19 protein-coding genes are annotated in these 18,600 nt (G+C 65.0%); 13 read left to right on the top strand and 6 right to left on the bottom strand.

Annotated features, from left to right (window positions below; genetic code table 11):
• Positions 1-210: 210 nt before the first annotated feature.
• Positions 211-867 (bottom strand): response regulator transcription factor, encoded by a 657-nt coding sequence (locus Q0743_RS18660; protein ID WP_298242975.1) that lies wholly within the window; start codon positions 865-867, stop codon positions 211-213.
• Positions 864-2,894: an ATP-binding protein gene (locus Q0743_RS18655; RefSeq protein WP_298242974.1), complete on the bottom strand. Its 2,031-nt coding sequence runs from the start codon at positions 2,892-2,894 to the stop codon at positions 864-866. The genes Q0743_RS18660 and Q0743_RS18655 overlap by 4 nt, the downstream gene beginning before the upstream one ends.
• A 160-nt stretch (positions 2,895-3,054) precedes the next feature.
• Between Q0743_RS18655 and Q0743_RS18650 the strand changes: the two genes are divergently transcribed.
• From Q0743_RS18650 to Q0743_RS18620, 7 genes are all read left to right on the top strand, one after another.
• On the top strand, positions 3,055-3,873 hold the full coding sequence (locus tag Q0743_RS18650) for a Crp/Fnr family transcriptional regulator (RefSeq protein WP_298242973.1): 819 nt from the start codon (positions 3,055-3,057) through the stop codon (positions 3,871-3,873).
• 58 nt (positions 3,874-3,931) lie between these two features.
• Positions 3,932-4,153 carry a hypothetical protein gene (locus Q0743_RS18645; RefSeq protein WP_298242972.1) on the top strand — a complete coding sequence of 74 codons (222 nt, stop codon included), beginning with the start codon at positions 3,932-3,934 and terminating at the stop codon, positions 4,151-4,153.
• 864 nt (positions 4,154-5,017) lie between these two features.
• Positions 5,018-5,440, top strand: a complete 423-nt coding sequence (locus Q0743_RS18640) for a hypothetical protein (protein ID WP_298242971.1) — start codon at positions 5,018-5,020, stop codon at positions 5,438-5,440.
• A 123-nt stretch (positions 5,441-5,563) separates the two neighbouring features.
• On the top strand, positions 5,564-7,441 hold the full coding sequence (gene htpG / locus Q0743_RS18635) for a molecular chaperone HtpG (RefSeq protein WP_298242970.1): 1,878 nt from the start codon (positions 5,564-5,566) through the stop codon (positions 7,439-7,441).
• Positions 7,442-7,570: 129 nt separating this feature from the next.
• Positions 7,571-7,849: a DUF3551 domain-containing protein gene (locus tag Q0743_RS18630; protein ID WP_298242969.1), complete on the top strand. Its 279-nt coding sequence runs from the start codon at positions 7,571-7,573 to the stop codon at positions 7,847-7,849.
• A 57-nt stretch (positions 7,850-7,906) separates the two neighbouring features.
• Entirely contained in the window at positions 7,907-8,155 is a 249-nt protein-coding gene (locus Q0743_RS18625; RefSeq protein WP_298242986.1) for a DUF3551 domain-containing protein, read from the top strand.
• A 146-nt stretch (positions 8,156-8,301) separates the two neighbouring features.
• Complete coding sequence (locus tag Q0743_RS18620; protein WP_298242968.1) at positions 8,302-8,790, top strand: hypothetical protein; 489 nt, start codon at positions 8,302-8,304, stop codon at positions 8,788-8,790.
• A gap of 48 nt (positions 8,791-8,838) precedes the next feature.
• On the opposite strand, the gene Q0743_RS18615 is transcribed toward Q0743_RS18620, so the two are convergent.
• Entirely contained in the window at positions 8,839-9,819 is a 981-nt protein-coding gene (locus Q0743_RS18615; protein WP_298242967.1) for a tripartite tricarboxylate transporter substrate binding protein, read from the bottom strand.
• A 242-nt stretch (positions 9,820-10,061) separates the two neighbouring features.
• Between Q0743_RS18615 and Q0743_RS18610 the strand changes: the two genes are divergently transcribed.
• The 5 genes from Q0743_RS18610 to Q0743_RS18590 all read left to right on the top strand — a co-directional run bounded on the left by Q0743_RS18610 (position 10,062) and on the right by Q0743_RS18590 (position 14,682).
• Positions 10,062-11,876 (top strand): long-chain-acyl-CoA synthetase, encoded by a 1,815-nt coding sequence (locus Q0743_RS18610; protein WP_298242966.1) that lies wholly within the window; start codon positions 10,062-10,064, stop codon positions 11,874-11,876.
• A gap of 140 nt (positions 11,877-12,016) precedes the next feature.
• Positions 12,017-12,262 carry an acyl carrier protein gene (locus Q0743_RS18605; protein WP_298242965.1) on the top strand — a complete coding sequence of 82 codons (246 nt, stop codon included), beginning with the start codon at positions 12,017-12,019 and terminating at the stop codon, positions 12,260-12,262.
• Entirely contained in the window at positions 12,249-13,631 is a 1,383-nt protein-coding gene (locus tag Q0743_RS18600) for a class I adenylate-forming enzyme family protein (protein ID WP_298242964.1), read from the top strand. Before Q0743_RS18605 ends, Q0743_RS18600 begins: the two co-directional genes overlap by 14 nt.
• Positions 13,624-14,346, top strand: coding sequence for an SDR family NAD(P)-dependent oxidoreductase (locus Q0743_RS18595; RefSeq protein ID WP_298242963.1), 723 nt, complete (start codon positions 13,624-13,626; stop codon positions 14,344-14,346). The genes Q0743_RS18600 and Q0743_RS18595 overlap by 8 nt, the downstream gene beginning before the upstream one ends.
• Positions 14,347-14,472: 126 nt before the next feature.
• Positions 14,473-14,682, top strand: a complete 210-nt coding sequence (locus Q0743_RS18590) for a hypothetical protein (protein WP_298242962.1) — start codon at positions 14,473-14,475, stop codon at positions 14,680-14,682.
• A 4-nt stretch (positions 14,683-14,686) separates the two neighbouring features.
• Here Q0743_RS18590 and Q0743_RS18585 read toward each other — a convergent pair whose 3' ends face one another.
• Positions 14,687-15,085 (bottom strand): hypothetical protein, encoded by a 399-nt coding sequence (locus Q0743_RS18585; protein ID WP_298242961.1) that lies wholly within the window; start codon positions 15,083-15,085, stop codon positions 14,687-14,689.
• Between the two features lie 238 nt (positions 15,086-15,323).
• Between Q0743_RS18585 and Q0743_RS18580 the strand changes: the two genes are divergently transcribed.
• Positions 15,324-16,469 (top strand): DUF3095 domain-containing protein, encoded by a 1,146-nt coding sequence (locus Q0743_RS18580; protein WP_298242960.1) that lies wholly within the window; start codon positions 15,324-15,326, stop codon positions 16,467-16,469.
• 142 nt (positions 16,470-16,611) lie between these two features.
• Here Q0743_RS18580 and Q0743_RS18575 read toward each other — a convergent pair whose 3' ends face one another.
• Together Q0743_RS18575 and Q0743_RS18570 are read right to left on the bottom strand one after the other, a co-directional pair.
• Positions 16,612-17,046 (bottom strand): DUF2147 domain-containing protein, encoded by a 435-nt coding sequence (locus tag Q0743_RS18575; protein WP_298242959.1) that lies wholly within the window; start codon positions 17,044-17,046, stop codon positions 16,612-16,614.
• Positions 17,047-17,154: 108 nt separating this feature from the next.
• Positions 17,155-18,540 carry an MATE family efflux transporter gene (locus tag Q0743_RS18570; protein WP_298242958.1) on the bottom strand — a complete coding sequence of 462 codons (1,386 nt, stop codon included), beginning with the start codon at positions 18,538-18,540 and terminating at the stop codon, positions 17,155-17,157.
• Positions 18,541-18,600 lie beyond the last annotated feature (60 nt).

Raw genomic sequence — 18,600 nt, 5'->3', positions numbered from 1 at the left:
CACGGCGCGAAAGTGTACCGCTGCGCATTGAAAAGTGGGGAGCTGGGCATCACAATCGCCGTGATGCTGGATTCCCAGTTCCGGTGTCAGCCTCGATTGCTGCAGGGACCCCGGCTCAGTCCCCGAGCCGGGGTCTTTGCTGGGCCTTCCTACATGCGAACGAGCGCCGGGACGTTGCCGCGGACGAGGATCGCCACGGCATCGTCATTCCTAGGATAGATGATCGAGCCAGCCCTGCGAAGCGCCGTAGCGTACGATGTCGGCGCGCTTATGCAATCCCAGTTTCTCGACGGCCCTCGACTTGTGAGTTTCGATGGTCTTGATGCTGACGTCCAGACGCGCAGCGATTTCCTTGTTGCTGAATCCCTGGGCAATGAAGCGGAGGACCTCGGCCTCGCGCGGCGTGAGCTCGAGCTGAGTTGCGCTCTCGGAAGGTGCGCGATCGCCCGGTGGCGACGGCAGCGCCTTCGCCGCGATCGCCGGGTCCAGATAGATCCCGCCCTCGGCGATCGCACGGATGGCACGCACCAGTTCATCCGCCGCGGATCGCTTGAGCAGATATCCGCGTGCGCCGGCCTGCAACATCGGCTGAACGTAAGCACGATCCTCGTGCACCGTGAGTGCCAGCAATCGAACGTTGGGGAACTCGATCGCAATTCGTTGCGCCAGTTCGATGCCGCCAATGATCGGAAGCGAGATATCCAGCACGGCAATGTCCGGCCGCTCCCTGCCGATGACGTCGATCGCCTTCTGCCCGTCGGTCGCCTCGCCGACGATGGAGATGTCCTGAACGGGCTCAAGCAAGGCCTTCATGCCTGCAAGGACGAGTGGATGGTCGTCAGCCAGCGTGATTCGGATCGGTTTCACGAGCCTGCGTCCTGTCCGGAAAGAGGTGCTGTCATGAAGAGAGTCGTCCCGACGCTGGGCGCAGATTCGACGGTGAGCGATCCGCCGAGCAGCGCCAGCCGCTCCTCCATGACGGAAAGGCCGAGCCTGGAAGCGTTAAGGCTCGACAATTTCGACGGATCGAAGCCAGCGCCGTCGTCTTCGACGATGACGCGAAGTTCGTCCTTCCGCCGGTCGAAGACGAGGCTGACGTTGCGCGCATTGCCGTGCTTGGCCACATTGTTGAGAGCTTCCTGGATCGCACGGTAAAGGGCGATCTCGACTTCGATCGGGAGACGATCTGCCGGTCCGATCAACTGGACGTCGGTACTGATACCGAAGCGCCGGGTCCACTCCGCACAGAATGCTTCGATGGCTCTGTACAGTCCAAGATCGTCGAGGGCCGTAGGACGAAGGTCTGCTGCGATCTCGTGAATGTCTCGTCCGATCCCGCTGGCGAGCCCCTGCAGCCAGTGCAACTTGTCGATCTGAGCCGGATCGGGGGACGTCGTCGCGAGCGATTGTTCGAGATTCTTCAACCCCAGCAGCAACCCGGTCACGGTCTGACCGATCTGATCGTGCAATTCACGGGAGATTCTCCGGCGTTCGTTCTCCTCGGCGTCGCCGAGCCGCCGCAGCAGACGCTGGCGATCGAACTCCGCCCGTTTCATCTCGTCAATGTCCAGGAGCACGCCGATGACGACTTCGGCGTTGTGTCCGTCGATCCGCGAGCTGCGCCCGGAGGCGCGCAGCCAGCGGCCGTCCGGAGGAGCGGTGCGAAACTCCGCGGCGACGGCGTCACTCTTGCGGGATTGCAGCAAGATCTTCTCGAATGAGGCGCGGTCTGCCGGGTCGATGCCGGTCAGCAGCGTCTCGAAGGGCAGGCTCACGTCGCCGGTGGCGGCGCTCTTGGTGATCTTGAGCATGTCCAGGGCCCGTTGCGAGGCGATGACTTCGCCAGTCGGCACGTTCCAGCTGAACACTCCGAGATCCGCTGCGTCGACCATGAGCCGTCGTCTTTCCTCGCTCTGTCTCAGGGCCAGCGCGGCCTGGGCCTCCTGCTCGACGCGTCGCTGCGATATGTCACGCGCCGTGAACCAGACGAGCGCGAGCCCGAGGGCCAGGCTCACGGCGCCTCCACTGGCGAGAAAAATCGCCGACCGGCGGACCGGGGCATCGAGTTGATCCGTCGGGATGCCGAGGTGGACCGACCAACGGCCTGTGCCCGGCAGTTCCTTATAGATGGAGTCGACCTCGGCTCCTTCGAGCGTCGTTCCGACATAGCTGCACTGGGACCCCTGGGCGATGGCCTCCCGCACGGATGCGCTGGCCGGGCGGCCCAGCTCAAATTGCTCGGCGACGGTCCGCGCGACGATGTTGCCCTTGCCGTCGACGACGACGCCGACCCATCCAGGCGGCGCCCCCGCGCTCTTCAGAATCTGGCTGACCGCGTCGGGTACCAGCGCGACAGTCAGGACGAATCTGAGGTCGCCGTCCCGCTCGACGGGTGCTCGCAACGCGACGAGGCGTTTGCCCGAAATCGGACCCAGAGGTCCAATTCCCCCGATCGCCGCCTTGCGGGTCGTCAGGATTCTCTCGAAATTCTCCCGATCTGCAGTTGCCCCGAGGTCGGCTCCGATGGGGCGTAGCAGATTGAGCACTTGATTGCCCTTGGGATCGACCAGCTCGATCGTTTCCCAGAGAGGCCTGGTTTCCTTGACGCGTAGAGCCTCGACATAGAACGATGCGAGATCCGGAGTATCGAGGCTGGCCGAGGCGGCAAGCGTCTCCGCGATCTGGACCTGAAGCGCCAGATCCGAAGAGATGCGCGTCACGACACGGTCGAGCGTTTCGAGGGCGGCAAGGCGCGAGTCGGTCCGCTCTTGGCGGGCATTCAGGAAAACGACCCAGCCCGCGAACAGGACGAGCGGAATGGCCGCTGCCATGACGAGCAGAATCAGCGGACGTTGCGCGGCCCGCGCCGAACCTGATTGGACAACTGCTTTCACTCTCGATGCCTCACGCCAGCATAGCCGCGGTTCGAAAACCGCCGCAACCCGCCAAGATCCGCTTGTCAGGCTTTTCCTGACAGGAACCGTCCTTCAGCCCGACTGGGCCAAACGTGACCCGCTCCCCATGATCGGTCAAACGGCAACCATGAGATGGCACATGCTGGAATTGGATCTTGTGAAGAAAGGCGCGCGAGATTCGGGGACTGCTTCGTCGATCGTGCCGAGGATCGCTCCCCAGACGCGCGACGCATCGTCTCCCTCCTTGGGCAACGACCTCATCGCGCATCTCTCGCCACGGTCGCGTCGATTGGTTCTGGACCGCTGCGATTCGATCCGCTTGACACCACGACAGGTGCTCCAGGAGCGAGGTCTTCCCCTGCAATACGCATACTTCATCGAGTCCGGCGCGGCGTCGCTCACGACCCGGGCCGGAGATTGCCCGCCTGTCGAAATCCATACCCTGGGGAAGAAGGACTTCGTCGGCGTCCCCCTGGTGCTGGGAATGCGGGTCTCTCCGCACCGGTGCACCGTCCATGTCCCCGGAAAGGCGCTGCGGATCCCAACCGACGCGCTGATCGGGTTGATCAAGACCGACACGGAGGTGGAGAAGCTGTTGCTGCGCTACGTCCAGGCAACGCTGATACACAGCTCTCAGCTGGTCGCATGCAACTCGCGGCATAATCTGTCCCAGCGGCTGGCCCGATGGCTGCTGGTCGCGCGCGATCGGATCGGAGAGAACGAGGTTGCGCTGACTCACAAATGCATGGCGCAGGCGCTCGGCGTACGCCGTGCCGGCATCACGACGGCGGTGGGCGACATGGAGGCAAACGGCCTGATCCGACGGAGCCGCGGGCGAATTGCGATCGTCGACCAGACGCGCCTAGAGCAGGCGTCCTGCGACTGCTTCCGCGTCATTCGATCCGCCCACGAGAATTCCCTGTTGGGACCAATCGCGTTGCGCGTCGCGCATCCCTGACCTCGGGGTTTTGCGCAGGGCTCATGCAAGAGAGTGCCGCGGTATGAGTTTGGCGGCCATGATCGTGGGAAAGAGCAAATTGCAGTCCGATGCGGAAATTATCGCAGAGGCCCTCGAGGAGACCAAGCGCCTCCTTGCGTCGGCCCGAGTTGCCGGCCCGACATGCAGGCCCGAGCAGCGCGAGCTCCTGAATATGATCGAGTTCATTGTTTCTGATCCGGCTGTCGCGCGGGCCGCGGAGCGGCTGAAGCTGCGCGCGCGGTTGAAGGCGATCGGCTGACCGATTTTGCGCCGCCGAAGGACCTGCCTGCAGAAGGACCTGTCTGCAGAAGGACCTGCCTCTTGATAGCGGATCCGACGCCTAAGAGGAATCCTCGGCCGGGCCGTTGATGGCGTCGATCAGGTGCGCCACAAGAACGCTGGCGCTGAAGACCATCATGCAGACGACGACAATCCCGATCATTCTCGGTCCTTCGATGTGCGGGATGACACGTAGCTCGCCAAGACGGCTTCCCAAACCCGGTCGAGGACAGTTTGGAAGATAGCCGTCCGACGCCGCGATTTCCGGGCGGGGGCCGGGATGTTGCACGCCGGCCGAGGGCTTCCCAGTCCGGGCAACGGAACGCGGGGGCGCTCACTTCGGCCGGTGGATGGCCTGTTGCCGATCGTCGACCGCACGAACATGGTCATATCCAGTCTCCCGGGATGGCAGCGGTGCTGGGTAAAGCTGGAGTTCAAATGGTCTCGGGACTAGTCGGGTTGCCTCCCCCGGGCAGTCAGGAATTTCCCGACGTCGCGACGGCGCAGCGAAATGCGCGCGTTGCCGTTCCCGCCGAGCGTGCTTTGGGAGGCTTTCAACGGGGATCTCGTGGGGGTCTCTTGCGGACAAAAGTAAGGCGCGACTGGCATCACCACAGTCGCGCCCTACGTCGCCGGCTTATGGGGCAGGGGGGAATAGCCGGCTGTTGAGACGACTCCTGGCCCCAAGACTCGTTCCCCCCGTTTCGAAATATTTTGCTGAGAATATTCTTTGCGCATGCTGCGGCGTTTATCGCACACGGTTAAGTGATCGTAATCACTGAGAACCCCCAGTCCTCCGCCCGCGTTGTTCCCGCGATCGCCATGGGGCGAGGGATCGACAGTCATGTCACAGATTCACAAGGCATTTTTAGGCGCCGTCGCGATTGCTGCAACGCTCGGTGCGGTGCAATTGGCCTCCGGCCACGATCTGGCCGACCGCTGGCAGGCGGTCGCCGATGCGCCCAGCCACAGCTTGAGCTATGCGCCCGGTCATAACGTCAATCGTGCCGGCAAGGCCGACCGCCTTGCCGAACTCAAGCAGGCCGCGGTTCCAACCCGCACCGTCTCGATGCGGCTGAACGACCTCGCCGACACCTCGGTGCTGTTGCGGGTCCCCGCGGTGATCGAGACCGGCAACGCCAAGCCGCCGCTGCTGCTCCAGAATCAGAAGAAGGTGCGCAACCGGCCGACGATCGCCTGTGAGCCGATGGTCAGTTCGCTGACCGAGGTCGCAAAGCTGCTGCAGCCCGGCCGTTGCGTGACCTGATCTCAGGGCCCCGACGGGCCAGGCCTGCTTCCGGCGGAGGACGGTTGTTCACGTCCACTTGATCCTTCCTCCGCTCGCGTTATATCCCGGGTTTCTTCCCCTTCGTTTTGACCGGGTAAACGCATGACGACGTCAGACACGGCTGTGCATACGCAGCCCTTCCAGGCCGAGGTTTCCGAGCTTCTGCACCTCATGGTGCACTCCGTCTATTCCGAGACGGACATTTTCCTGCGCGAGCTCGTCTCCAACGCCTCCGACGCCTGCGACAAGCTGCGCTACGAGGCGATCGCCGCCCCGGCGCTGCTGGGCGAGGGCGACGCGCTCAAGATCCGGATCATCCCGAACAAGACGGCCGCGACGCTCACGATCGCCGACAACGGCATCGGCATGGAGCGGCAGGAGCTGATCGACCATCTCGGCACCATCGCCCGCTCCGGCACCAAGGCGTTCGTGTCGAAGCTGAAGGAGGCCAAGGACGGCCTCGGCCTGATCGGCCAGTTCGGCGTCGGCTTCTATTCCGCCTTCATGGTCGCCGAGAAGATCGTCGTGATCAGCCGCCGCGCCGGCGAGAGCGACGTCTGGACCTGGACGTCCCAGGGCGGCTCCGGCTTCGAGATCGCCCGCGCCAGCGACGAGGAAGCGGCGCGCGTGACGCGGGGGACCGAGATCGTCCTGCACCTGAAGGACGATGCCAGGAAATATCTCGAGGCTTTCGAGATCGAGCGTATCGTCGGCGCTTACTCCGACAACATCCTGTTTCCCATCGAGCTGGTGCCGGAGGAGGGCGAGCCGCGCCAGATCAACTCGGCGAGCGCGCTGTGGCAGCGTTCGAAATCCGAGCTCACGGCAGACGATTACAAGAAGGCCTATCAGCAGATCGCCTCCGCCTTCGACGATCCCGCGATGACGCTGCACTACCGCGCCGAAGGCCGCTACTCCTACGCCGTGCTGCTGTTCGCGCCCTCGACCAAGCCGTTCGACCTGTTCGAGCCGAACCGCAAGGGCCGGGTGAAGCTTTACGTTCGCCGCGTCTTCATCACCGATGACGCCGACCTGTTGCCAGGGTATCTGCGCTTCGTCCGCGGCGTCGTCGACAGCGAGGACCTCCCGCTCAACATCTCCCGCGAGATGCTGCAGAACAATCCGCAGCTGGCGCAGATCCGCAAAGCGGTGGCGACCCGGGTCGTGTCGGAGCTCGAAAGCCTCACCGAGAAGGATCCGGAGAATTTTGCAAAGATCTGGGACGCGTTCGGTGCGGTGCTCAAGGAAGGCATCTACGAGGATTTCGAGCGACGCGAAAAGCTGCTGGCGCTGTCGCGTTTCACCACGACGTCGGGCGAGAAGCGGTCGCTGAAGCAGGTCATCGCCGATTTCAAGCCGAACCAGACCGAGATCTACTATCTGGTCGGCGATAGCATCGAGCGGTTGAAGTCCAATCCGCGGCTCGAGGCCGCCACCGCGCGCGGCATCGAGGTGTTGCTGCTGTCCGACCCCGTCGACGCGTTCTGGACCTCGATGCCGTCGGAGTTCGAGGGCAAGCCGCTGAAGTCGCTGAGCCAGGGCGATCTCAACCTCGACCTGATCCCGCGCGTGGACGACAAGGACGAGGCCAAGAAGGACGAGCCTGCGGCCGATGAAGCGGCCACCATCGCCGTGATCAAGGCCGCGCTCGGCGAGCGCGTCAGCGACGTCAAGGCTTCGACGCGCCTCACCAGCTCGGCCTCCTGCCTCGTCGCCGACAGCCAGGGCCCGAGCCGCGAGCTCGAACGCATCCTGGCGCAGCAAAACCGCGGCATGAAGACCAAGCCGATCCTCGAGATCAACCTGCGCCATCCGCTGGTCACGGCGGTCACCAGGGCGCAGGCCGGCTCGAACACGGTCGACGACCTCAGCCTGCTCCTGCTCGAGCAGGCGCAGATCCTGGACGGCGAGCTGCCGGAAGACCCCGCTGCGTTTGCGGCGAGGCTGAACCGGCTGGTGCTGCAAGGGCTCGGCGCCTAGCGCCGCTGCCCGCTGCGCTCACCTTGCCGTCATCTGTCCCTGGGAACAGTCGCCTCCGCCCTGGTGTTGTGCCATATCAGGCCGTCGGCATCAGCTCCGCCGACGCCGTCGATTCGAGGATTTAAGTCCATGCGTTTGCCGATATTGACCCTCACCGCGATTGCCACGCTGTTCGTTGCGGCCGATGCCGGCGCCCAGACCTATGATCCGCGCTACCCGGTGTGCATGCACGTCTATACGCCCGGCGGCTTCGGCGGTGGCGGCGGCGATTATTTCGATTGCTCCTTCACGTCGATCCCGCAATGCCGCGCGACGGCCTCGGGCCGCTCGGCCAGCTGTGACGTCAATCCCTATTACGCCTTCGACCAGCCGCCGCCTCCGCGCAAGCGTCACAAGAAGGTGCATTAGAGGCTTCCGATGCGACATACCGGAATACTGCCCTTCCGCCTCTCGTCCGGCCTGATCATGGTGGTCGGCGCATTGCTCGCCGCCGCGCCGTCGCAGGCGCAGACCTTTGATCCCCGCTATCCCGTCTGCATGCACGTCTATTCCGGTGCGAACGGCGGTGGCGGGGAGTGGTACGACTGCTCCTTCACCTCTCTGCCGCAATGTCGCGCCACGGCGTCCGGCCGGTCCGCGATCTGCGATCCCAATCCCTATTATCCGGTCCACGCGCCTGTATTGCATCCGTCCCGCAGGCCGCCCGGCCGCTAGGCTTCGTGCTGCTGCCCGTTGCGGCGGTTGAGCCAGGTCAAAGCGCGCATGCGCGCATACGCGGCATTCTCATCGCGCAGCCCGACGTCAGGAGTCCGGCATCATGCCGGCCTTTCAGATCGGGCGCATGAAGCGAGGAGATTTCCATGAACAGGTGCACCCTTACGGGGCTCGTCGGCGCGTCCCTTGTCATGATCGCCTTTCAGCCGGCCCGCGCGGACGTGATCGCGCGCTATGAATGCAGCATTTCCGGCTTCTTCACCCAGGAGCCGATCGGCGACCGTCCCGATCACAATCTGGTGGCGCAGGACTATGTCTGCGTCGGCGTCGAAGGATTGCTGAAAGGCGCGGTCTATTCCGCGTCGAATGTCGTCGAGTGGGACGGTCTCAAGGCGACCATGCTGATCGGGAGCGGCGTGCACCGCATTCCCGGTGGGCGCCTCATCACGCAGCTCACCGAAGGCTCCGCCCAGGCTGTGATGAAGGACGGCAAGCCCGTCGGGGTCGCATCCTCGGGCAAGGGCGTGGTCAAGTTCGCGTCCGGCCCGTTTGCCGGCCTGAACGGCAAGACCGTCCAGTTTGCCACGAAGCCCATCAACCCGATCCGCTTCGATCTCGAATTCACGGCGGATTGAGGCGGCGCGAGGTTCTGCCGCCGCGCGTGGTCGGTCCTTGCGGAGACGCTAGTCCTTCCTGATCCCCGACAGCTCGACCACCTTGCGCCAGCGGTCGGTCTCGGCGGTGAGCATGCCGCCGAATTCGCCGGCGTTGCCGTGCAGCGGGACGGCGCCGAGCTCGGCGATGCGGGCCTTGATGGTGGAATCGGACAGCGCAGCGTCGATCTCGCGATTGAGCAGATCGACGATCTCGCGCGGCGTGTCGTGCGGGGCGCCGACGCCGTAGAACGACGACGTCTCGTAGCCGGGCAGCGTGTCCGCGATCGCCGGCACGTCGGGCAGGATCTCCGAGCGCTCGCGCGTGGTGACGCCGAGCGCGCGCAGCTTGCCGGCGCGCACCAGCTCGAAGGACGAAGTGACGTTGTCGAACATGCCCTGGATCTGTCCGCTCATCACGTCGGTCAGGCCCGGTGCCGAGCCGCGATAGGGGACGTGGGTGAACTGCACGCCGGCCATCGATTTGAACAATTCGCCGGAGAGGTGCAGCGAGGTGCCGATGCCCGAGGAGGCGATCGAGATCTTGCTAGGATTGGCCTTGGCGTAGGCGATGAAGTCGGCGACGGTCTTCACCGGCAGGTCGTTGCCCACGACCAGCACCAGCGGAATCCGCGCGACGCCGGCGACCGGTGCGATGGCCCTCGCGAAATCATACGGCAGCGCCGGATCGAACGAGGCGTTGATCGCGTTCGCGGTCGAGGTCAGCAGCAGCGTGTAGCCGTCGGGTGCCGAGGAGATCACCGCCTGCGTCCCGATATTGCTGCCGGCGCCGGGCTTGTTCTCGACGACGAAGGTCTGGCCCAGCCGGTCGGACAGCCGCTGGCAGAGCAGCCGCGACAGCAGGTCGGTCGCGCCGCCCGGCGCATAGGGCACCACCCATTTCACGCTGCGCGAGGGATAGGACGGATTGCCGAGCGCGAAGGCGCGCGGTGCGGCGAGCACGGCGGCGGCACAGGCGGCGGTCTGAAGGAAATCTCGTCTGGTGATCATCGGTCTTGCCTCAACGAACTGAAGCTGCCGCGCTCTTTCTCCTGCAGGGGGAGATATTAAGGGCGCGCGCCTTGTTGTCGGCCTTGCTATCGCAAGATTCGCACTGCGGCGCACGCCGATCCCGCCGACTTGGTAAAGGATCGCTAGAGTTAATCGCGCACTAACGGAGTTTTACCTTGTCTCTTAACACCTGGGCAGGAGGCGCGAGCTAAGCTGCCGGTATCAGCAGGCAGCCCGAAAGAATGAGCGGCATGACGACCGGTGTCATCGAACGGCAAAAAGTCGCGCGCGCGCCTTCGGCTTCGAAGATCTGGCTGAAGGCCATCGAGCTCACCTCGCGGATCGAGACGCTGCCGGGACGCCTGTTCGCCGACGTCATCGACGATTGGGCGCAGCGTCAGCCCGATCGCGTCGCGCTGGTTACGGACGATACAAGTCTCGCCTACGAAGGCCTGTCGAAGCGCATTAATCGTTATGCGCGCTGGGCGCGCTCGGTCGGCGTGACAAAGGGCGATACCGTCGCGCTGATCATGCCGAACGGCATCGATTATGTCGCAGCCTGGCTCGGCATCAGCCGGGTCGGCGGTGTGGTCGCGCTCCTCAACACCAAGCTGGTCGGGCCCTCGCTCGCGCATTGCATCGACGTCGCAAGGCCCGCGCATATCATCGTGGCGCATGAGCTGGCGGAGATGCTGGAGGGCGCAGCGCCGCATCTGAAGACAGAAGCCAAGGTATGGACGCATGGCGATACGCGCAGCGATCTCGCCATCGACGTCGCGCTGGCAGCGCTGGATGACACCCCGCTGTCGCCGGAGGAGCACGGCGAGGTCACCATCGATGACCGCGCGTTGCTGATCTACACCTCGGGCACGACGGGCTTGCCGAAGGCTGCCAGCATCAGCCACCGCCGCATCCTCAATTGGGGCTTCTGGTTCGCCGGCCTCACCGGCGCCACGCCGCAGGACCGGCTGTACGACTGCCTGCCGTTGTTTCACTCGGTCGGCGGCATCGTCGCGCCGTGCAGCATGCTCGCCGCCGGCGGCTCGGTGGTGATCGCGGAAAAATTCTCGGCCTCGCATTTCTGGCCCGACATCGTCCGCCACGACTGCACGCTGTTTCAATATATCGGCGAGCTCTGCCGTTATCTGCTCAAGGCGCCGCCGTCGGAATACGAGAACCGCCATCGCCTGCGCCTCGTCTGCGGTAACGGCCTGCGCGGCGACATCTGGCAAGACTTCCAGGATCGTTTCGCCATTCCCCGCATTCTCGAATTCTATGCGGCGACCGAGGGCAATTTCTCGCTGTTCAACGTCGAAGGCCAGCCGGGAGCGATCGGCCGTGTCCCGCCGCTGCTGGCGCATCGGTTTCCCGCCAATCTCGTCAGGCTCGACCCCGACAGCGGCGTGCCGCTGCGCAATGACGAGGGCTTCTGCATCGCCTGCGCTCGCGGCGAGGCCGGCGAAGCGATCGGCCGCATCGGCACCGCCGACGAGGGCGGCGGTCGCTTCGAGGGCTACACCGACGCCGGCGAGACCGAGAAGAAGGTCCTTCGCAATGTCTTTGCCAAGGGCGATGCCTGGTTTCGCACCGGCGATCTGATGCGCATCGACGATAAGGGCTTCTTCCATTTCGTCGACCGTATCGGCGACACGTTCCGCTGGAAGGGCGAGAACGTCGCGACCTCGGAGGTCAACGACGCGATCCGCGATTTCACCGGCGTGGTCGACGCTACAACGTATGGCGTCAGCATTCCCGGCGCCGACGGCCGCGCCGGCATGAGCGCGATCGTCGTCAACGAGGGCTTTGACATGACGGCACTGCCTGCACATCTCGCGCAGCGCCTGCCGGCCTATGCACGGCCTGTGTTCATCCGCATCTCCAGCGAGATCGACGCGACCGAGACGTTCAAGCAGAAGAAGGGCGATCTGTCGCGGGAGGGCTTCGATCCGGCCGGAATCTCCGATCCGCTGTTCATGGCGGAGGCGAAATCCGGCGCCTACGTGCCGCTCGACGCCGCGGCTCATGCGGCCATCCTGGACGGCGCGATCAGGCTGTAACCCCGCCAAAATCGGCAGATAGGTCCAATTTTATCTGAATTGTCCAAGAAGCCATTTACTTCTCTCGGGTAAACAAGCCGCCATGGGGAGGCGGCCATCAAGAGCCGCCGCAACGCCAACGATAACAAAGCGAGCCAGCCATGTCGGTAAGGTCTAAGGTCATTGAGGCGATCCGGCAGATCGCCAAGGAGCAGAAGGTCACGCTTCCGGAGCTGTCGGACGATCTGTCGCTGCACGAGACGGGCTTCGACTCGCTCGCCTTCGCCATTCTCGTCGCGCGCCTCGAGGACGACACCGGCGTCGACCCCTTCACCATTTCCGAGGACGCAGCGTTCCCCGCTACGGTGGGTGATTTCGTGCGGGCCTACGAAAATGTCCCCGCGTGAGATCTTTGCACTTCGCGACCATCTCGGCGCGGAGCTGAAGGGACGCGCGATCTCCGACGCGCATGATGTCGTGTCGCTGACCGACATCCTGTCGCAGACGGTCCTTGGCGGCCGCCTGCCCGAATTGTCGGGCTGCGCCGTGCTGCTCAAACTGTCCGACCAGCTCCGGTCGGGCCTCGCCATGATCGAGCTCGACGGCATTGCCCGTCGCATGCTGCTGTGTCCGCCCGATCTGAACACAGCACATCTCGACGCGCTGATCGCCGATGCCGGGATCGATGCCGTCGTCACCGACGAGCCCGATCGCTGGGCCGGCTCGGGCGTATCGCTCGTCGTCACCGCACAATTGCCGCTTCAAGCCACCGCGCCGGCCAGGACCGAGCGCGCCACGGAATGGCTGATGCTCACCTCGGGCACCTCGGGCGTGCCGAAGATCGTCGGTCACACGCTGGAAGCGCTGACAGGCGCGATCGTTGCTGAAGGCCCGGCACGGGGATCCGCGCCGGTCTGGGCGACGTTCTACGACATCCGCCGCTATGGCGGCCTGCAGATCTTCCTCCGCGCCATTCTCTCCGGTGGCTCGATGGTGTTGTCGGACCCGCATGAGGCGCTCGGCGATCACGTCGCACGGCTGAAGACGCGTGGCGTCTCGCACATCTCCGGCACGCCGTCGCACTGGCGCAAGCTTTTGATGAGCGGTTCGGCCGCGCAATTCGCCCCGGCTTACGTTCGCCTCTCCGGTGAGATCGCCGACCAGGCGGTGCTCGACGGGTTGAAGGCGGCGTTTCCCAATTCCTCCGTCGGTCATGCCTATGCCTCGACCGAAGCCGGCGTCGGCTTTGCCGTGAACGACGGGCTGGAAGGCTTTCCGGCCGACTATCTCGGCAATCGCAACGGCGTCGAGATGAAGGTGGTGGACGGCTCGCTTCGTATCCGTTCGACGCGCACCGCACATGCCTATGTCGGCCGCAGCGCCGCGGCGCTCACCGATGACGACGGGTTCGTCGACAGCGGCGACATCGTCGAGCGGCGCGGCGATCGCTATTATTTCGTCGGCCGCCGCGGCGGCATCATCAATATCGGCGGGCTGAAGGTCCATCCTGAAGAGATCGAAGCGGTCATCAACCGCCATCCCGACGTGCGGATGTCGCGCGCCAAGTCGCGCAAGAGCCCGATCACCGGCGGCATCGTGGTCGCCGACGTGATCCTGACGGAGGGCACCGATCCCGCGCGCGCCAAAGAGATCCGCGACCAGATCCTGGAGCGATGCCGCGCGCAGCTCGCGTCTCACAAAGTGCCGGCGGTGATCCGCTTCGTCGAGGCGCTCGACGTCACCCCGGCCGGAAAACTGGCGCGTACCGATGCATAATGTCCTCGTCACCGGCGGCAGCCGCGGCATCGGCCTTGCGATCGGAAAGCGCCTCGTCGGCGCCGGCTATAACGTGATCGCGGCGGCGCGGCGCGAGAGCGACGAGCTCAAGGCTGCAATCGCGGAGTCGGATGGGCGCCTGCATTTCCGCGCCTGCGACCTTGCCGTGATCGACGCGATCCCGGCGTTCGCAAAGCTCGTGCGCGACGAGTTCGGCCCGATCTACGGCCTCGTCAACAATGCCGGCCTCGGCACCGAAGGCCTGCTTGCCACCATGCACAATTCCCAGATCGAGGCGCTGGTGCAGCTCAACGTGCTGTCGCCGATCATCCTCACAAAATATGTGGCGCGGCAGATGATGGCGGACGGTGCCGGCCGCATCATCAATATCTCTTCGATCATCGCGACGACCGGCTATAACGGCCTGTCCGTCTACGGCGCGACCAAGGCGGCCGCCACCGGCTTCACCCGCTCGCTGGCGCGCGAGGTCGGCAAGGTCGGCATCACCGTGAATGCGATCGCGCCGGGCTTCATCGACACCGAGCTGACGCACAATCTGTCCGACGAGGGCCGCAAGCGCATTGCCGGGCGCAGCGCGCTGCGCCGCCTGCCGGAGACGGACGATGTCGCACGCATGGTGGAATATCTGCTCGGCGAAGGCGGCCGCAACGTCACCGGATCCGTGTTCACCGTCGATGCCGGGAATACGGCATAGGCGGAACCCGGCGGTCGCAATTGCGTTGATTCGGCACAATGACAGTCAGCCGGATTTGGTCGTAAGATGCCCCGCACTCGATTGGGTTACGTCAATCGATCTGCCCTAATCGATAGGGAGCAGTCCATGGCCATGCCAAACATGACCGCTTCAATTCAGGGCCCGACGAAGCAATCCCGCGCCAGGCTGGACGACGTCCACTGCCCGCCGATGACGCACCAGAATTCCGGCAGTCACGGCTATGAGATGTACCCGCAGCAATTCGTGCGCCTGGTCGGCTGCCATGACGCGTCCCTCGATGCCTTGCGCAAGCGCCAGGACGAGAAGCTGCACTAGCTCCTCACGTCCGGTGCTTCGGCGAATCCTTCGGCAGGTCGATCCGTTCGTGGGAAAATTCCGGCGGCCCTTCGGTGAGGCGGCGGATGCGGCGCTCGCGTTCGTCGGCCGGCAGGGCCGGATCGAGCAGTGTCTCGATCTCGTGGATGGCAATCTCCTCGATCCTGATGGCTTCCGAGGCGATCGGGTGTTCCGGCGGGAGCACCGGGGGCGCGATCTTCAGGCCCAGCTCGATCAGCTTGCAGATGGCATCCGAACGGGTCAGGCGATGGGCTTCGGCCCAGGCATCGACGGCTTCCGTCAGTCTTTCGGGCATCTTCACCGCACTGATCGGGTCGATGCCCGTGCGCCGGCGGACCGGAGCGGTGGAGTCCTTGCTGCCGAAGTCGGACACCTCGATCATCCCATGAAACCCGTGGAGCTGGACCACGATAGCCGCACTCGCCGGCCGGTCGTTTGATGCCGATCAATGACGTGCTGCGGCTTCGCAGCGCGGGCGCATCTTGTTGTCCCCGTATCTTGTTGTCGCATCTTGTTGTCTTGGCCCGTTTCGGCCCATGATCGAAAGGGGCCGCCGACCGGCGAACCCGGATCGATCCTGCCACGTATCTGTTGCGCATTCCAACCATTCGGCATCCCCGATGACCTCAGGCGAGTCCTTCTATGACGGCATTCCCGTCTTTCGCGGCTTCACCAGCCTGATGGACCCCGCGCTCTACGCGCCGCTCCCGGATGACTGGAGCATCGGCGTTGCCGATATCGTCGATTCCACCAAGGCGATCGCGGCGCAGCGCTACAAGGCGGTCAACATGGCCGGCGCCGCCGTGATCGCAGCGGTGACGAACGCTTTGGAGGGACGCGAATTCCCCTTCGTGTTCGGCGGCGACGGCGCAAGTTTTGCCGTCGCGCCCTCCGACCTCGATGCCGCGCGCGAGGCGCTGGCGGCGACCGCGACCTGGGTGCGGGAAGATCTCGATCTGACCATGCGCGTTGCGCTGGTGCCGGTGAGCGCCATTCGCGCGCAGGGCCTCGATGTGCGGGTCGCGCGCTTCGGCCCGTCCGCCAATTTGTCCTATGCGATGTTCTCGGGCGGCGGGCTCGCCTTCGCCGACGCCGCGATGAAGCGCGGCGAATTTGCGGTCACGGAGGCGCCCGCCGGCACGCAGCCCGATCTCTCCGGCCTGTCCTGCCGCTTCGAGGTGATGCCGGCCTCGCGTGGCCTGATCCTTTCGGTGCTGGTGATGCCGGCACGGGACGCCGATCCGAATCTGTTTCGCAAGGTGATCGAAGACATCATCCACCTCGTCGAGCGCAGCCCGGACGGTGCACGCCCGGTGCCGCCGCAGGGGCCGCCGCTGAAATGGCCGCCGCAGGGGCTGGACTACGAGGCCCGCACCAGGCGCGGCGGTCCGCTGATCGCGCGCCGCGCCGGCGTGCTGGCCTACACGCTGTTCGTCTATCTGGTCATGCGCTTCAACCTCAAGGTCGGCGGCTTCGTGCCAAACCTCTACAGGCGTCAGGTCGTCGAGAATTCCGACTTCAGGAAATATGACGACGGCCTGCGCATGATCCTCGACTGTACGCCGGAGCTCGAACGCGCGCTGCGTGATCGCCTGGCGGCGGCCGCGCGCGAGGGCATCGTGCGCTACGGCCTCCATCAGCAGGACGCCGCCATGATGACCTGCTTCACGCCGTCGGCCTTGCGCAGCGATCACGTGCACTTCATCGACGGCGCACGAGGCGGCTACGCTTCGGCGGCGACGGCGCTGAAGGCGATGGTGGCGTAGCGCCGCTCTCGTGCCCCGGACGCAGCGCAGCGTGAAACGGTGCGCTGCAGAGCCGGGGCCTACCTTGCACCGTGCTGCTCTTCTGGGTCCCGGCTCTGCACAGCAGCGCAAGCGCTGCAGCGCGTCCGGGACACAAGACCAACTACCGCCCCGCGCGCGTCCAGGTCTCGCCGCCGCAGAGCGCGCCGACGCAGCCTTCGACCCGCAGCGAATCCGCGCCCGTGACGCTGATGCTGCTGGCATAGGTGCTGCCGTCGTCGGCATTGTAGATCTGGCCGGACCATTTGTTCGGCCCCGCGGGCTCCATGCCACTGAACAGCGGCAGGCCGATCATGGATCGCTTGGCGAGCGCAGCATTTGGATTCTTGCTGTCGGTGGCGGGCTGGCCGGTCGCGGTGTCGTAGGGCTCGCGCAGCCAGGCGACGACGCCGCAGATGCCGCCGCCGCATTTGGTGATCTTGACGCGCGCATCACCCGCCTGGGTCAGCCATGTCCCGTCGACGTTCTGCGCATGAGCGGCAGACGTCCCAAGCAACGCGGCGAGGACGACGATGGATGCGGCGAATCTGGAAGTCATGGAAAGGGCCCCGGAAATGGAGCGCCTCCATAACAGGCCGGCGAGATAGTGCAACGCTGGCCGGAATCACATTCCTGCGTTTATCAATGTGCGTTTACATACCTGCGCTCATTTGCCCCAGTGGCTGAAGGCGACGGAGGCCGCTGTCGACAGGCCGAACACGACCATGGCGCCGCCCACCAGCGCGAACAACGTCCAGGCCGGCGCCTGCGCCGTCATGAGCGCGATGCCGCCGATCGCGACGATCAGAAGCCGCGCGGTGGAGGCCAGCACGGGCCCGCCGACGCGCGCTGCGCCTTGCGAGGAGAAATACAGCGACACGCCCATGCCGAAGAACGCGAAGGCCGGGCCGGCCCAGTGGAAATAGCTGTGCGCAGCCGCGGTGACGCCGGGATCGCGCGTGAACAACGACACCCACAGCGCGGGATCGAGCGCGATGACGAGCCCGATCAGGCCGACGGTCAGCCCGGAGACCGTCGCCGCCGTCCAGGCTACGCGCCGCGCGCGCTTCACCTGTCCGGCGCCCATCGCCATGCCGACCATCGGCACCGAGGCGATGCCGAAGGCGAAGGTGATCGGGATCAGCAAAAATTCCAGTCGCGAGCCGATGCCGTAGCCGGCCAGCATCTCGGTGCCGAAGGTCGCGAGGATCTTCGTGAAGATCAAGATCGTGAGCACGGTCTGCAGCGGCGACAGGCAGGCGACCGCGCCCACTTTCAGAATATCCAGGAACATCGCGCGCTCGAAATGGAAGGCGCGGAAATCGAGCTGCAGCCGGCTGCGGCCCGACAACAGGTACCAAAGGAAAAAGATTGCCGCGCAACTGAACGCGATCAACTGGCCGGCCGCAACGCCCGGCATGCCGAATTGCTTCACGCCGAACAGGCCGAGCCCCAGCGTGCCGCCGAGCACGATCTGCAGCACGCTAGCGCCGATCAGCGTCATCGAGGGCAGGCGCATGTCGCCGGTGCCGCGGATCACCGAGGCCAGCGTGTTGACGAGCCAGATCGCGACCGCGCCGGAGAACAGCACCTGCGAATAGCCGCTGGCTTCCTCGAGCACACGCTCGCGGCCGCCGAGCAGCGTGAAGAACGAGCGTCCGAAGACGAGCATCATCACCGTGAAGAACAGTCCGCCGCAGAGGCCGATGATGGCGGCATGCAGCGCCAGCGTCGCGGCGCGGTCGCGATTCCCCGCGCCGAGCGCACGGCTGATCGCGGACGAGACGCCGCCGCCCATCGCACCCGCGCTCATCATCTGCGTCAGCATGGCGAACGGAAACACCAGCGCGATCGCGGCGAGCGGGATGGTGCCGAGCCGGCCGATGTAGGAGGTCTCGGCGATCGCGACCAGCGTGCTGCCGACCATCGCGATCATGTTGGGGATCGCGAGGCGGAGCAGCGTCGGCAGGATCGGCGCCGTCAGCAGGCTCGCAATGGGTGAGGCGACCGGTGCGCGCGGCGGGACGGCGTCTAGGGGGGCGTCGATCGTCATGTTCACCAGCTGGAATATTAAATGATGGACGACATATTATAAGGCGCGAAGCGGCCGGCG

The sequence above is a fragment of the uncultured Bradyrhizobium sp. genome, from assembly GCF_936943645.1.
Lineage (GTDB): Bacteria > Pseudomonadota > Alphaproteobacteria > Rhizobiales > Xanthobacteraceae > Bradyrhizobium.
The sequence above is the reverse complement of the archived record's forward strand: the minus strand, read 5'-3'. Positions and strand labels throughout refer to the sequence as shown.

Bases quoted from the DNA above. Each gene is read 5' to 3' on its own strand.
- Q0743_RS18650 (WP_298242973.1), top strand. From the start codon at position 3,055: ATGCTGGAATTGGATCTTGTGAAGAAAGGCGCGCGAGATTCGGGGACT.
- Q0743_RS18645 (WP_298242972.1), top strand. From the start codon at position 3,932: ATGATCGTGGGAAAGAGCAAATTGCAGTCCGATGCGGAAATTATCGCA.
- Q0743_RS18640 (WP_298242971.1), top strand. From the start codon at position 5,018: ATGTCACAGATTCACAAGGCATTTTTAGGCGCCGTCGCGATTGCTGCA.
- htpG (WP_298242970.1), top strand. From the start codon at position 5,564: ATGACGACGTCAGACACGGCTGTGCATACGCAGCCCTTCCAGGCCGAG.
- Q0743_RS18630 (WP_298242969.1), top strand. From the start codon at position 7,571: ATGCGTTTGCCGATATTGACCCTCACCGCGATTGCCACGCTGTTCGTT.
- Q0743_RS18625 (WP_298242986.1), top strand. From the start codon at position 7,907: ATGGTGGTCGGCGCATTGCTCGCCGCCGCGCCGTCGCAGGCGCAGACC.
- Q0743_RS18620 (WP_298242968.1), top strand. From the start codon at position 8,302: ATGAACAGGTGCACCCTTACGGGGCTCGTCGGCGCGTCCCTTGTCATG.
- Q0743_RS18615 (WP_298242967.1), bottom strand. From the start codon at position 9,819: ATGATCACCAGACGAGATTTCCTTCAGACCGCCGCCTGTGCCGCCGCC.
- Q0743_RS18610 (WP_298242966.1), top strand. From the start codon at position 10,062: ATGAGCGGCATGACGACCGGTGTCATCGAACGGCAAAAAGTCGCGCGC.
- Q0743_RS18605 (WP_298242965.1), top strand. From the start codon at position 12,017: ATGTCGGTAAGGTCTAAGGTCATTGAGGCGATCCGGCAGATCGCCAAG.
- Q0743_RS18600 (WP_298242964.1), top strand. From the start codon at position 12,249: ATGTCCCCGCGTGAGATCTTTGCACTTCGCGACCATCTCGGCGCGGAG.
- Q0743_RS18595 (WP_298242963.1), top strand. From the start codon at position 13,624: ATGCATAATGTCCTCGTCACCGGCGGCAGCCGCGGCATCGGCCTTGCG.
- Q0743_RS18590 (WP_298242962.1), top strand. From the start codon at position 14,473: ATGGCCATGCCAAACATGACCGCTTCAATTCAGGGCCCGACGAAGCAA.
- Q0743_RS18585 (WP_298242961.1), bottom strand. From the start codon at position 15,085: ATGATCGAGGTGTCCGACTTCGGCAGCAAGGACTCCACCGCTCCGGTC.
- Q0743_RS18580 (WP_298242960.1), top strand. From the start codon at position 15,324: ATGACCTCAGGCGAGTCCTTCTATGACGGCATTCCCGTCTTTCGCGGC.
- Q0743_RS18575 (WP_298242959.1), bottom strand. From the start codon at position 17,046: ATGACTTCCAGATTCGCCGCATCCATCGTCGTCCTCGCCGCGTTGCTT.
- Q0743_RS18570 (WP_298242958.1), bottom strand. From the start codon at position 18,540: ATGACGATCGACGCCCCCCTAGACGCCGTCCCGCCGCGCGCACCGGTC.